Source organism: Bradyrhizobium agreste (assembly GCF_016031625.1).
In the GTDB taxonomy this organism is placed as follows: Bacteria; Pseudomonadota; Alphaproteobacteria; order Rhizobiales; family Xanthobacteraceae; genus Bradyrhizobium; species Bradyrhizobium agreste.
In genome coordinates, this window is the sequence record NZ_JACCHP010000002.1 from 104752 (window position 1) to 117753 (window position 13002).

12 protein-coding genes and 1 pseudogene are annotated in these 13002 nt (G+C 65.0%); 8 read left to right on the forward strand and 5 right to left on the reverse strand.

Annotated features, from left to right (window positions below):
* Positions 1–15: 15 nt before the first annotated feature.
* Positions 16–270 carry a hypothetical protein gene (locus tag HZZ13_RS03175; protein ID WP_376707019.1) on the forward strand — a complete coding sequence of 85 codons (255 nt, stop codon included), beginning with the start codon at positions 16–18 and terminating at the stop codon, positions 268–270.
* Between the two features lie 39 nt (positions 271–309).
* Here the strand turns inward: HZZ13_RS03175 and HZZ13_RS37325 are convergent.
* Positions 310–423, reverse strand: a pseudogene (locus HZZ13_RS37325) (ABC transporter substrate-binding protein); the annotation flags it as partial.
* Positions 424–626: 203 nt separating this feature from the next.
* Here HZZ13_RS37325 and HZZ13_RS03185 point away from each other — a divergent pair.
* Positions 627–1415, forward strand: coding sequence for a class I SAM-dependent methyltransferase (locus tag HZZ13_RS03185; RefSeq protein ID WP_197958207.1), 789 nt, complete (start codon positions 627–629; stop codon positions 1413–1415).
* A 219-nt stretch (positions 1416–1634) separates the two neighbouring features.
* Here the strand turns inward: HZZ13_RS03185 and HZZ13_RS03190 are convergent, their stop codons facing one another.
* From HZZ13_RS03190 to HZZ13_RS03205, 4 genes are all read right to left on the reverse strand, one after another.
* On the reverse strand, positions 1635–1940 hold the full coding sequence (locus HZZ13_RS03190; protein WP_197958208.1) for a hypothetical protein: 306 nt from the start codon (positions 1938–1940) through the stop codon (positions 1635–1637).
* Positions 1941–2317: 377 nt separating this feature from the next.
* Positions 2318–2800 carry a hypothetical protein gene (locus HZZ13_RS03195; RefSeq protein WP_197947277.1) on the reverse strand — a complete coding sequence of 161 codons (483 nt, stop codon included), beginning with the start codon at positions 2798–2800 and terminating at the stop codon, positions 2318–2320.
* A 257-nt stretch (positions 2801–3057) separates the two neighbouring features.
* Complete coding sequence (locus tag HZZ13_RS03200; protein WP_197958209.1) at positions 3058–3510, reverse strand: DNA polymerase III subunit chi; 453 nt, start codon at positions 3508–3510, stop codon at positions 3058–3060.
* A 6-nt stretch (positions 3511–3516) separates the two neighbouring features.
* Complete coding sequence (locus HZZ13_RS03205) at positions 3517–5016, reverse strand: leucyl aminopeptidase (RefSeq protein ID WP_197958210.1); 1500 nt, start codon at positions 5014–5016, stop codon at positions 3517–3519.
* Between the two features lie 338 nt (positions 5017–5354).
* Between HZZ13_RS03205 and lptF the strand changes: the two genes are divergently transcribed.
* The 6 genes from lptF (at position 5355) to rsmA (ending at position 12995) form a co-directional block, all read left to right on the forward strand.
* On the forward strand, positions 5355–6521 hold the full coding sequence (lptF, locus tag HZZ13_RS03210; RefSeq protein WP_197958211.1) for an LPS export ABC transporter permease LptF: 1167 nt from the start codon (positions 5355–5357) through the stop codon (positions 6519–6521).
* Positions 6518–7615: an LPS export ABC transporter permease LptG gene (lptG, locus tag HZZ13_RS03215; protein WP_197958212.1), complete on the forward strand. Its 1098-nt coding sequence runs from the start codon at positions 6518–6520 to the stop codon at positions 7613–7615. The genes lptF and lptG overlap by 4 nt, the downstream gene beginning before the upstream one ends.
* Positions 7615–10104 carry an LPS-assembly protein LptD gene (locus tag HZZ13_RS03220; protein WP_197958213.1) on the forward strand — a complete coding sequence of 830 codons (2490 nt, stop codon included), beginning with the start codon at positions 7615–7617 and terminating at the stop codon, positions 10102–10104. The genes lptG and HZZ13_RS03220 overlap by 1 nt, the downstream gene beginning before the upstream one ends.
* A gap of 61 nt (positions 10105–10165) precedes the next feature.
* Positions 10166–11101 (forward strand): SurA N-terminal domain-containing protein, encoded by a 936-nt coding sequence (locus HZZ13_RS03225; protein ID WP_197958214.1) that lies wholly within the window; start codon positions 10166–10168, stop codon positions 11099–11101.
* A complete protein-coding gene (pdxA, locus tag HZZ13_RS03230; RefSeq protein ID WP_197958215.1) occupies positions 11101–12138 on the forward strand; it encodes a 4-hydroxythreonine-4-phosphate dehydrogenase PdxA in 1038 nt (345 codons plus the stop codon). The genes HZZ13_RS03225 and pdxA overlap by 1 nt, the downstream gene beginning before the upstream one ends.
* On the forward strand, positions 12138–12995 hold the full coding sequence (gene rsmA / locus HZZ13_RS03235) for a 16S rRNA (adenine(1518)-N(6)/adenine(1519)-N(6))-dimethyltransferase RsmA (RefSeq protein ID WP_197958216.1): 858 nt from the start codon (positions 12138–12140) through the stop codon (positions 12993–12995). The genes pdxA and rsmA overlap by 1 nt, the downstream gene beginning before the upstream one ends.
* The last annotated feature ends 7 nt before the right edge of the window (positions 12996–13002 follow it).

The window sequence follows — 13002 nt, forward strand, 5'->3', positions numbered from 1 at the left end:
AAAACGGCAGACCCCATGACCAGGATCATCCACCCTGTCGCGGGAGCGGCCGCACTGATGACCATTGCGACCTTCTGGCTTTCCACGGCTCTCACCGAGCTATTTGCGTCGCACGAGACCATAGCGATCGTGAAGACCGCCATACCGTGGGGCTTCCTGTTGCTCATTCCGATGCTTGCGGCGGCGGGAAGCTCGGGATTCTTCCTGGCAAAGCAGCGGCGCCGCGATCGGAGCCATGCGCTGTTCGATAACGCGATCAGCGCGGGCTAGCAGCCCCGGCGGCACGTCGATGCCGAGCGCCTTGGCGATCTTCAGGTTGAAGATCAATTCGTACCGCCGCGGCGCCTGGATCGGCAGATCGCGCGGCGAGGCGCCTTTCAGGATGCGATCGATATACTCGACGGGCGCGCTGACCAGTTCAATCCCAGACGAACGTGTATGACATCAGCGCGCCACCAATTCCCTCAGTGTAGCCGTTCGAACGCAGCGTTTGATAGATGCCCGCGCCCGTAAACGGCAAAATAGAATTGCCTGCGCCACGTCGCGTATCGTGCGGCGCCGTGCTAGGACCACCTGAGTTTGTCGGCCGAAGGATTTGAAATCGCCAATTTCGAAGGAGGCCCCGGATGTCGTCACCCGAACCGATCAAATTCACCGACGGCGCGGCTTACGAGCGCTTCATGGCGCCCTGGAGCCGATCGGCCGGCAATCTGTTTCTCGACTGGCTGGCGCCCCGTCCGGGACTAGCCTGGGTGGACGTCGGTGCGGGCAACGGCGCGTTCACCGAACTCCTGCTTGCAAGATCGGCCCCCTCGTCGGTTTGCGCGATCGATCCCTCCGACGCGCAGATTGCGACGGCGCGCGAAAAGCTGTCGGCAAATCAGGTCGAACTCTCGATCGGCGACGCAATGGCCCTGCCCTATGAGGCCGACCGCTTCGACATCGCGGTGATGGCGCTGGTGCTGTTCTTCGTCCCCGACCCGCGCAAGGGCGCCGCGGAAATGGTCCGCGTCACCAAGCCCGGCGGCCTGGTCGCGTCCTACACCTGGGACATTATGCGCGGCGGCACTCCCACACAGCCGATGTGGGAGGAGTTGGATGCGCTTGGCATTCCGGCAGCTCGCCCTCCGAGTGCAGAGATCTCGCGTTTCGAGGCGCTGAAGTCACTCTGGGCGGAGCTCGGCCTGCGCGATATCGAAACCCGCGAGCTGGTGGTCGAGCGAACGTTCGCTGACTTCGACGACTACTGGCTGTCCATGGTCGTGAGCAGCCCGACCGGCATCGTGGGAAAGCTATCGCAAGCCGAGGGCGCGGAGCTCAAGCGCCGGCTTCAGGCACGGTTGCCGGCGAGTGCGAGCGGTGCGATCACCGTTCATGCCTCGGCGACTGCAGTGAAGGGGCGCAAAGAGGTTTGATGACCCGGACGGTCCGCGCAGTCGGAAGCCAATCGAGCGCGCTTAAGCGTGCTTCTTCTTCGGCTTGGCCGCCCTCGGCACCGGCTGCGGGTCCCGATTGCCTTCGATCGAGGACAGGCGTCCGGCCGCGGGGATTTCTCTTGGTCTGTGGCGAACCACCGGGTCACGCGTGAGTGCGCAAATTGCATGGGGGAACGCGCTGCCTCCTTCCCCCTTGCTCTATCGTGACAGCTCAGTCGCCATCACCCGCGGGAGGCCGGCCTGCGCGTCGCCTGGTTTCTGGGAGGTCGGCAACCGCTCGGGGCGCCGATGGAGCACGGCGATCTGATGGGGCGAGGCCGGCATGCCTTCGACCGTCATGATCGCGCCCGGCAGTTGCTCCTCGACATTTGTGGCGCCCAGAACGCCAACCTGGTGCCGCGTCATCGGAAAACCGCTGAGCTCAAAGCTTGGCAGCTCTGCCGCCGCTGCACTCGCGCCACCGAGGAGAATCGAAACACTCGTAATCAGCAATGGATTCTTCATGAATATTTTCCGAAGATTGCGTGCGGGAAAAACTTGCAAGCCGGATGTAATCCATTCGTCCGCACTCGGCTGTGGGATGCTTCACATGAGCTGCGCGCGATCGCGATTTTTTGCGGATTGTTCGGGCGAACTGCTTGAATGGCGCCGCATCACAATTTGCGCGTGCGGGGATGCGATCCTTCCGCACGTCCTGGATATAGCGAGGTGGAGCGGATCGCCGATCACGCCATGACCACGGAGTTCGAGCGTACGAGCCTCGCTTCGCGAGAATCGTGCTGCCGCCCTTGAGGTCGATCAAAATCGGCTACTACTCCCGTCCCAAATTCAACCTTCGATGCTGGACATGTCGCGCGTGAGCGCACACAAAGCGCGCGGGCTTACGCGTGCTTCTTCTTCGGCTTGGCCGCCCTCGGCACCGGCTGCGGGTCCGGATTGCCTTCGATCGAGGACAGGCGTCCGGCGGTGAACGTGTAGATGCCGGCGCGCGGACCGGTGGTCCAGGTGACGACGGCGACGCGGCGGCCGATGGCGTCGTTGGAGAGGTTGACGCTCGAGGGCGCGCCGATGCCGCGCACCACGTCGCATTCGGTGTGGCCGAGCGCGACCGTGCCGCCCATCGGCGCGGGCGTCGTCGAGGCATTGGCATCGGCCGGTCCGGGCGGCGGCGCCATGCCGGGACAGGCGCCGTCGGCGCTGACGAGATCCTCAGCTCCGACCGGCTTGTCCGGGGTCAGCGGCGGCGATTCGATCGAGATGTTCTTGATGAAGAGACGGCCGGGTTTCTGGAACCATTCGGCATCCTTCGACAGCAAATCGCTCGCGCCCGAACAGCCCGCGACCAGCGGTGCCACGGCAGCCAACGCAATCAGGAGCGATCCGGGAAGCTTTTGATGTCGCACGATAACGAATTCCCCGCGTGAAGGACCAGCCCTAAGCGATTGTCCCAACATCCCTTTGCGGCACGAAGGTGACAGACGCCAGCATCGCCCGAAAAGTCCAAATTATGATTAATTGCGGCTAGAGCTTCGGTTCTGATTGGATCAGAACCGAAGCTCTAGATTCTTGTTTTGACGCGTTTTCTTCACGCGAACCGGTGTCCACTTCGCTCGAAAACGCTCTAGTTGCGCTTCTGCCACCGGCCGCGGTCGTCGGCCTGCCAATAGGTGACATCAAATCCCCGCGCCTTGCAATCCGTCCAGGCCGTGCGGGCGAGCGCGAGCGCGTCGGGATCGTCGCCGTCGAACAACAGCACCATGCGCTCGTAGCCCTGTGCGTCCTCCGGCAGCGCGGCGTTGTCGATCAGGAAGCGGACATTGGCCCCATTGGGATTGCCGCCCTCGATCGCCAGCACGATCGGCTGATCGGCAGCATCGTTCACCCGCCATGTCGCGTGCGGCAGGAATGAATCGTCGCGATAGGTCCACAAATGCGAGTCGAGCGCATCAGTGCGCTCCTCCGAGGTCGACTGCACCACGACGCGCCAGCCGCGCTCGAGCGATTTCTCGAGAAGCGGCGGCAACACATTCTCCACGGTCATGTTTTGCAGATGGTAGAACAGCACTTCAGTCATGTCGGGTCATTTGCGCTCGTAATGGTCGGCGACCAGGCGGTCGAGCAAGCGGACGCCGTAGCCGCTGCCCCAGCTCTGGTTGATGTCGGTCTTCGGCGCACCCATCGCGGTGCCGGCAATGTCGAGATGGGCCCAGGGCACATTGTCGACGAAGCGCTGCAGGAACTGTGCGGCGGTGATCGAGCCGCCGTGGCGGCCGCCGGTGTTCTTCATGTCGGCAAACTGGGAATCGATCAGCTTGTCGTATTCCGGGCCGAGCGGCATGCGCCAGACCTTCTCCCCGCTCTCGATACCGGCCGTGAGCAGCCGGTCGGCCAGTTCGTCGTTGTTGGAGAACATGCCGGCATGCTCGGTGCCAAGCGCCACCATGATGGCGCCGGTCAGCGTCGCCAGATCCACCATGAATTTCGGCTTCACCTTCTTGGCGACGTACCAGAGCACGTCGGCGAGCACGAGGCGGCCCTCGGCGTCGGTGTTGATGATCTCGATGGTCTGGCCAGACATCGAGGTGACGATGTCGCCCGGCCGCTGCGCGTTGCCGTCGGGCATGTTCTCGACGAGGCCGATGGCGCCGACCGCGTTGACCCGCGCTTTACGCGCGGCGAGCGCGTGCATCAGGCCGACGACGCAGGCAGCTCCCCCCATATCGCCCTTCATGTCCTCCATGCTGCCGGCCGGCTTGATCGAGATGCCGCCGGTGTCGAAGCAGACGCCCTTGCCGACGAAGGCGACCGGCGGCTCGCCTTTCTTGCCCCCGTCCCAGCGCATGATCACGGTGCGGCTCGGCCGCGTCGAGCCCTGGCCGACGCCGAGCAGCGCGCCCATGCCGAGCTTCTGCATTGCCTTGACGTCGAGCACCTCGACCTTGACGCCGAGCCTGCGGAGCTGACCCGCTCTGCGGGCGAATTCCTCCGGGAAAAGCACGTTCGGCGGCTCGTTGACGAGGTCGCGTGCGATGATCACGCCGTCGACGACATGGCCGGCCGCGGCAAACGCCTTCTTCGCCGCACCGGCATCGCCGACCGCAAGCGCGACGTCGGCGCGCGCGCCGCCCTCCTCACCGTCCTTCTTCCTGGTCTTGTAGCGATCGAACTTGTAAGCGCGCAGGCGCAGGCCCGAGGCGACCGCAACCGCCTGCTCGCTCGTCATGGCGCCACCGGGAAGCTCCGCCATGATGGTCATGGCGCTGGTGCCGGCGGGCAGCTTGCTGGCCGCCACCCCGCCGAACTTGAGGAAATCGTTGGCCTTGAGGCCCGTCGCCTTGCCGGCGCCGATCACGATCAGCCGGGTCGCCTTCACCCCCTCCGGCGCCAGAATGTCCAGCGCAGCACCACTCTTGCCCTTGAAGGCGGCCGCAGCCGCCGCACGCTTCACGATCTCGGCAGCGCCGCCCAGTGCCTTGGCCGTCGCCGGACCGAGCTTCAGGCCGTCGTCGCAGAACACGACCAGGATGCCACTAGGGGCGGCAGACAACGGGACAAAGCCGACCTTGATGGCATCGGACATCGATAACTCCTCCAAAACATGGGGCTTTTCGTCGTTCGGGAGTTCCAGCCACAACTGGAGCTGAACGGCGATTCACTGAGGCTTTCCCCACTATGGGCCACCCGCCTGGCAGATGCCAAGCGCCGCCGTGGCCGCGGGGCCACAACGGGCGAAATATTAACCATATAATGAGGGTGCCATGGGGCAGCCATTTTGTTGACAGATCAAAGGGATGGTAGTGAGAGAATGAGCTGGCGGAAGAGCTGTTCGCCGACCTTGGGGATCCCTTCAATCGGGGATTGGTCGGGCAGCCGGAATTCCGGCCGACATTGGGGACTGGTGGGTTCGTGCGGTAGCGCATGGGGTCGATCGATAGGTATATCTTCCGCACGACGCTGGCGTCGTTTGCGCTGGTCCTGGTCAGCCTCACCGGCGTGATCTGGATTACGCAGGCGTTGCGCGGCATCGACCTGATGACGAGCCAGGGTCAAACCATCCTCACCTTCCTCGGCATCACCAGCCTCGTGATCCCGGCCCTGGTCCTGATCATCTCGCCGATCGCCCTGATGATCGCGATCTCGCACACGCTGAACAAGCTCGCGACCGATTCCGAGATCATCGTGATGAATGCCGCCGGCTTCTCGCCGTTCCGGCTGTTCTTTCCGTTCTTCTATGCCACCTGCGTGGTGGCGGTGCTGGTCGCCTTCATTGCGGCCTACCTCGCCCCGGACGGGATGCGGCGCATCAAGCAATGGGATGCCGAGATCACCGCGGACGTGCTCACCAACATCCTGCAGCCCGGCCGCTTCGCCCGGCTCGACGAGAACCTCACGATCCGGATTCGCGAACGCCTACCGGGCGGCATCCTTGCCGGCATCTTCATCGACGACCGTCGCGATGCGAACGAGCGCGTCTCGATCGTCGCCGAGCACGGCGAGGTCGTGAAGAACGAGACCGGCTCGTTCCTGGTGCTGGAGACCGGCAATCTCCAGCGCTTCGAGGCGGGCAAGCGCGATCCGGCGCTTGTGGCGTTCGGCCGCTACGGCTTCGACATGTCGAAATTCGCCAAGGGCCGCGACGTCACCCTCGGCATCCGCGAGCGCTATCTCTGGGAGCTATTCTCGCCATCCGAGAACGACCCCGTCTACAAGCAGATTCCAGGGCAGTTCCGCGCGGCTTTGCATGACAGCCTGCTCGCGCCGATCTATCCGTTCGCCTTTGCGGTGCTGACCTTTGCCTTCCTCGGAGCGCCGCGCACCACCCGCCAGAGCCGCAACTTCTCGATCGCCTCCTCGATCGTCGCGGTGTTCGGCCTGCGCATGGCAGGCTTCGCCTGCTCGGTGATGGCGGTGAAGTCGCCGGGCCCGGTGCTGGCGCAATATGCGATGGTTTTCGGCGCGATCGGCGTCGGGCTGTGGATGATCATCCGCGGTGTCGTGGTCGAGCCGCCTCCCGGCCTGATGGAGGCCATCAACAGGTCGAACGCACGGATCGCGCGGCTGTTCGGACGTCCGGCCACCGCATGAGCATGCTCACCAACACACTCGGGCGCTATTTCGCCGGCCGCTTCGTGGTCGCAGCGCTCGGCGTCTTCGGCGGCATTTTCCTGCTGCTGGTGCTGGTCGACTACATCGAGATGGTGCGCAAGACCTCAGGGCTCGCATCCGCCTCCGCGATCATGGTGGCCGAGACCTCGCTGTTCCGGGTGCCGCAGCTCCTGGAGAAGCTGACGCCGTTCTGCATGCTGATCGGCGCCATGACCTGCTATCTCGCACTGTCCCGCCGGCTCGAGCTCGTGGTGGCGCGCGCCGCGGGCATCTCCGCCTGGCAGTTCATCTCGCCCGCGCTCGGCAGCGCGCTGCTGATCGGGGTGATCGCCACCATCGCCTACAATCCGATGTCGGCGAACTTGCGCGAGCTGTCCAAGCGCATGGAGGCCGAGCTGTTCGGCTCGGCGCCGGGCGGTGGTATCCAGGACGCCTCCGGCTTCTGGCTCAACCAGGTGACCAGCGACGGGCAGACCATTATCAATGCGGCGCGCAGCGAGCAGCAAGGCATCCGGCTCACCGGGCTGACGCTGTTCCGGTTCGACCAGGACCAGCACTTCAAGGAGCGGGTCGAGGCACGCGAGGCGACGCTGGATGCCGGCCGCTGGCTGTTCAAGGGCGTCCGCCGCTTCTCGCTGGACGGACCGCCGATCGACCAGGCCACCCTGGAGATTCCGACCACGCTGACCGAAGCGCAGGTCCGCAACAGCTTTTCCACCCCCGAGACTGTGTCCTTTTGGCAACTACCGAGCTACATCCGCTCCTCCGAAAGCTCGGGCTTCGCGACAGCCGGATACCGACTCCAGTATCAGAAGCTTCTGGCACAGCCGTTTTTGCTCGTAGCCATGGTGATGCTCGCGGCCTCCGTGTCGTTGCGCTTCTTCCGGATGGGCGGCGTGCAGAAGATGGTTTTGAGTGGCGTGGGCGCAGGCTTTCTGCTCTACGTTCTGTCGAAAGTAACTGAGGACTTGAGCAAGGCTGAGTTGATGCATCCGATCGCTGCGGCGTGGTTGCCCGTTGTGGTGGGCGGCCTCACCGGCTTTTTGGCCTTGCTCTATCAGGAGGACGGATAGTGACTGCCGTCCGCCGAGGGCTCGTGTCTCGTTTGACGCGGCGCACATGGGTGCGCGCGAACGGGACCGGCTTGTCTGTCCGCAGGCTCCTGATTGCGGTCGTCGCGGCTGCCTCGCTTGGCGGCCTGATCGACGCTGCCGCCGTGGCGCCGGCGAAGGCCCAGAGCTTCACCTATAATCCGCTGCCGCCGCGTCCGAAGCCGCCGAGGGCCCCCAACGACAACCAGATGCTGGTTCAGGCCACCGAGGTGGACTACGACTACAACAATTCGCGCGTCTCCGCGGTCGGTAACGTGCAGCTGTTCTACAACGGCACCAGCGTCGAGGCCGACCGGGTCATCTACGACCAGAAGACCAAGCGGCTGCATGCCGAAGGCAACATCCGCATGACGGATGCCGACGGCAAGATCACCTATGCCGAGATCCTGGATCTCTCCGACGATTACCGCGACGGTTTCGTCGATTCGCTGCGCGTGGACACGGCCGACCAGACCCGCATGGCCGCGAGCCGCGCCGACCGTTCCAGCGGCAATTACACGGTGTTCGAGAACGGCGTCTACACGGCCTGCGCGCCGTGTAGGGACGATCCGAAGAAGCCGCCGCTGTGGCAGGTCAAGGGTGCCCGCATCATCCACGACCAGCAGGAGAAGATGCTGTATTTCGAGACGGCACAGATCGAGTTCTTCGGCGTGCCGCTCGCCTACATGCCCTATTTCTCGACGCCCGACCCGACCGTGAAGCGCAAGTCCGGCTTCCTGATGCCGGGCTATATTTCCGGCACGGACAAGACGGGCTACGGCGTCGAGGTTCCCTATTACTGGGCGATCGCGCCCGACATGGACGCAACCATCACCCCCCGCTTCTTGTCGCGGCAAGGCGTGCTGCTGCAGGGCGAATTCCGTCAGCGCCTGATCGACGGCGCGTACCAGATCCGCGCCTACGGCATCAACCAGCTCGATCCCGGAGCATTCGCCGGGCAGCCCGGCGACCGCAACTTCCGCGGCGCCATCGACACCAAGGGTCAGTTCGCGCTCAACGACAAATGGGTCTGGGGCTGGGACGGCGTGCTGATGTCCGACTACTACTTCTTCTCGGACTACCGGCTCTATCAGTACCGCGATCCGCTCGGCTCGTTCCTGCTGCTGCCGACGGAAGCGCTGTCGCAGCTCTATCTGACCGGCGTCGGCAACCGCAGCTTCTTCGATGCGCGCACGATGTACTGGCTGAGCTATTCGGGCAACCAGAGCCAGGTGCCGATCGTCTATCCGGTGATCGACTACTCGAACGTGCTCAACTATCCCGTCTTCGGCGGCGAGTTCAGCTACAAGACCAATTTCGTGAACCTGTCGCGCGACGATGCGGTGTTCGACCCGATCACGACGCTCGCCAACACCAACGGCCTGTGCACCACGGCATCGGCCGATCCGCTGGCGCGGATGCCGTCGCAGTGCCTGCTGCGCGGCTTCCCCGGCACCTACACCCGCCTCTCGGCGGAAGCGCAGTGGCGCAAGTCCTTCACTGACCCGTTCGGTCAGATCTGGACCCCGTTCGCGAGCCTGCGCGCCGACGCGATCAAGTCCTCGGTCTCCAACCAGCCCGGCGTGTCGAACTACCTGCCCGTCGGCGACACCCAGGCGCTCCGCCTGATGCCGACCGTGGGCCTGGAGTACCGCTATCCCTTCATCAACGTCCAGCCCTGGGGCTCGACCACCCTCGAGCCGATCGCTCAGATCATCATCCGGCCGAACGAGACCTATGCCGGCAAGCTGCCGAACGAGGATGCCCAGAGCCTGGTGTTCGATGCCTCGAACCTGTTCAGCGTCGACAAGTTCTCCGGTTACGACCGCGTCGAGGGCGGCGGCCGCGCCAATGTCGGCGTGCAGTCCACCACGCAGTTCGACAGGGGCGGTGCCGTCAAGGTGCTGTTCGGCCAGTCCTACCACCTGTTCGGCCTGAACTCCTTCGCGGTCCAGGATGCCATCAATACCGGCCGCGATTCCGGCCTCGACAAGCCGCGGTCGGATTACGTCGCGAGCGCGAGCTACTCGCCCAACAGCACCTACACGTTCAGCGTCCGCTCCCGCATGGACGAAGAGACCTGGAACGTTCAGCGCTTCGAGGCGGAAGGCCGCGCCAACTTCAATCGCTGGTCGGTCAGCGTGCTCTACGGCAATTACGCGGCCCAGCCGGAACTCGGCTATCTGACCCGCCGCGAGGGCATCCTGACCACGGGCTCGCTGAAGGTCGCGGCCAACTGGGTGGTGTCGGGCTCGGCGCGCTGGGACCTCGAGGCCAACAAGATCAACCAATATGTGCTCGGTGCCGGCTATGTCGACGATTGCTTCGTGCTGGCGGCGAATTACGTAACTTCGTATAGCTATTCCGCGGGCACCGCGCCGCCCACGCTGAGCCACGCGTTCATGTTCCAAATCGGCCTGCGCACGCTGGCGAACTCGTCGACGACCAGCAGTTCCGCCGGCCTCCAGTGAACGGTTTGAAGTGCCGGCCGCGTTTGCCCCATCCCAACGCGGCCGACATGCGAGCGACATCATGACGACGCCATTTCCTGTCTTCCGCCTCCTTCTCGCCATCGGTGCCGGGCTGATGTTGACCGCCCTGCCCTCGCCGTCGCGCGCGCAAAACATCGTGGTGATGGTCAACGGCGATCCCATCACCGATTTCGACATCGAGCAGCGCACCAAGCTCGACCAGCTGTCGACGCAGAAGACGCCGAGCCGGCAGGAGGTCATCAACGAGCTGATCGACGACAAGGTCAAGCTCAAGGAAGGCAAGAAATACGGCGTCGATCCCGGCGTCTCCGACATCAACCAGTCCTATGAGGGCACGGCGCAGCGCATGCGCATCACGCCGGATCAGCTCACCAAGTCGCTCGAATCCAAGGGCATCCGCCCGGAGACGCTGAAGAGCCGCATGAAGGCCGAGATGGTCTGGGGCAGCCTCGTGCGCGGCCGCTTCAAGGAGAAGCTGCTGGTCGGCGAGCGCGACGTCGCGCAGGCCGTGCAGGCGCAGACCGGCGACAAGCTCCAGGTCGAAGGCACCGAATATAAGATGCAGCCGATCGTGCTGATCGTGCCGCGCGGCTCGTCGGCGGCGTTCCTGGAAACCCGGAAGAAAGAAGCCGAGTCCTATCGGGCCCGCGTCGGGAGCTGCGAGGAGGCCAATTCGCTGTTCCGCTCGACCCCGAACGCGACCATCCGCGACGCCGTCACCAAGACCACCGCGGAGCTGCCGGAGCCGCTGCGCAAGGTGCTCGACGACACCCCGATCGGCCACATGACCGCGCCCGAGATGACCAAGAACGGCATCGAAATGGTGGTGCTGTGCTCGCGCAAGCCGACCATGATCGACACGCCCAAGAAGCGTGAGGTCCGCGAGAAGATGTATCTGGAGAAGTACGAGAAGACGCAGAAGGCCTATCTCGACGAGCTGCGCAAGGCGGCGATGATCGAATATCGCAACCGCTAATGGCCAAGCCCTTCTCAGAGCCCTCCACCGAGTCCGCGGCCAAGCCCCTTGCCCTCACCCTGGGAGAGCCCGCCGGCATCGGCCCCGACATCACGATCGCAGCCTGGCTCAGGAGGGGCGAGCTGAACCTGCCCGCCTTCTATCTGCTCGGCGATGAGACCCTGATCGCGCGCCGCGCCAAAGCGCTCGGCGCCGATATCAGGATCGCGCCGGTGAGCCCCGCTGAAGCGGGTCCCGCCTTCGCCGACGCCCTGCCCGTGGTCGCGACCGGCGAGCGCGCCACCGCCGAGCCCGGCAAGCCCGATTCATCGAGCGCGCCGGTCGCGCTCGCCTCGATCCGGCAGGCGGTCCTCGACGTGCGCGCAGGCCGTGCCGGCGCCGTCGTGACCAACCCGATCGCCAAGAGCGTGCTTTACCGCGCCGGCTTCCGTCATCCGGGCCACACCGAATTCCTCGCCGAGCTCGCGACGGAGAACGGCCGCGTGCCGCAGCCGGTGATGATGCTGTGGTCGCCCCAGCTCGCCGTCGTGCCCGTGACCATCCACGTCTCGCTGCGCGACGCGCTGGAAGAGCTCACCAGCGAGCTGATCGTCTCGACCGTTCGCATCGTCGCCGCCGAGCTGAAGTCCCGCTTCGGCATCGCAAGGCCGCGCATCGCGGTCTCCGGTCTCAATCCCCATGCCGGCGAGGACGGCTCGCTCGGCCACGAGGAGCAGACCGTCATCGCCCCGGCGCTGAAAGCGCTGCGCCACGACGGCATCGAAGCCAGGGGGCCGTTGCCCGCCGACACCATGTTCCACGAGGCGGCCCGACGGACCTATGATTGCGCGGTCTGCATGTATCACGACCAGGCGTTGATCCCGATCAAGACCGTCGCCTTCGACGACGCCGTCAACGTCACGCTCGGACTGCCCTTCATCCGCACCTCGCCCGATCACGGCACCGCCTTCGACATCGCCGGCACGGGCAAGGCCAATCCGGCGAGCCTGATCGCGGCGCTTCAGCTTGCCCGCCGCATGGCGGCTGCCCACAGCTGATGAGCGCGATCGACGACCTCCCGCCGCTGCGCGAGGTTATCCGCCGGCATGCGCTGTCGGCGCGCAAATCGCTCGGCCAGAATTTTCTGCTCGACCTCAATCTCACGGCGCGCATCGCGCGCGCGGCGGCGCCGCTGGAAGATTCCACCATCGTCGAGATCGGCCCCGGCCCGGGCGGGCTGACGCGGGCGCTGCTCGCGCTCGGCGCCCGCCGTGTCATCGCCATCGAGCATGACGAGCGCGCGATCCCGGCCTTGCAGGATATTTCCGCGCGCTACCCTGACAGGCTCGAGATCGTGCATGGCGATGCGATGACCTTCGATCCGCGCCCGCTGCTCGCGGGCGAACGCGCCAAGATCGTCGCCAACCTGCCCTACAACATCGCGACCCAGCTTCTCATCAACTGGCTCACCACCGAGCCCTGGCCGCCCTGGTACGAGATGATGGTGCTGATGTTCCAGCGCGAGGTCGGCGAGCGCATCGTCGCGCGCGAGGACGAGGAGGCCTATGGCCGGCTCGGCGTGCTCGCCAATTGGCGCTGCGAGACCAAGATCCTGTTCGATATTGCGCCGTCCGCCTTCGTGCCGCCGCCGAAGGTCACCTCCTCCGTGGTGCGCCTCAAGCCGCGCGCGGAGCCGTTGCCGTGTGATCGCAGGCTGCTCGAGCAGGTCGCCGCCGCCGCGTTCGGCCAGCGCCGGAAAATGCTGCGGCAAAGCCTGAAGTCGCTCAGCGTCGATCCGGCACGGCTTGCACAAGCCGCCGGCGTCGACGCGACGCGGCGCGCCGAAACGATCCCGGTGTCGGGCTTTGTTGCCATGGCCCGTGAATTGGCCGATATACGCAGCGAAGCTGAGTAACCAAGAA

Excerpts from the sequence above, each read along its gene's own strand:
- lptG (WP_197958212.1), top strand. The coding sequence starts at position 6,518 with ATGAGCATGCTCACCAACACACTCGGGCGCTATTTCGCCGGCCGCTTC.
- HZZ13_RS03200 (WP_197958209.1), bottom strand. The coding sequence starts at position 3,510 with ATGACTGAAGTGCTGTTCTACCATCTGCAAAACATGACCGTGGAGAAT.
- HZZ13_RS03225 (WP_197958214.1), top strand. The coding sequence starts at position 10,166 with ATGACGACGCCATTTCCTGTCTTCCGCCTCCTTCTCGCCATCGGTGCC.
- HZZ13_RS03190 (WP_197958208.1), bottom strand. The coding sequence starts at position 1,940 with ATGAAGAATCCATTGCTGATTACGAGTGTTTCGATTCTCCTCGGTGGC.
- HZZ13_RS03185 (WP_197958207.1), top strand. The coding sequence starts at position 627 with ATGTCGTCACCCGAACCGATCAAATTCACCGACGGCGCGGCTTACGAG.
- rsmA (WP_197958216.1), top strand. The coding sequence starts at position 12,138 with ATGAGCGCGATCGACGACCTCCCGCCGCTGCGCGAGGTTATCCGCCGG.
- pdxA (WP_197958215.1), top strand. The coding sequence starts at position 11,101 with ATGGCCAAGCCCTTCTCAGAGCCCTCCACCGAGTCCGCGGCCAAGCCC.
- lptF (WP_197958211.1), top strand. The coding sequence starts at position 5,355 with ATGGGGTCGATCGATAGGTATATCTTCCGCACGACGCTGGCGTCGTTT.
- HZZ13_RS03175 (WP_376707019.1), top strand. The coding sequence starts at position 16 with ATGACCAGGATCATCCACCCTGTCGCGGGAGCGGCCGCACTGATGACC.
- HZZ13_RS03205 (WP_197958210.1), bottom strand. The coding sequence starts at position 5,016 with ATGTCCGATGCCATCAAGGTCGGCTTTGTCCCGTTGTCTGCCGCCCCT.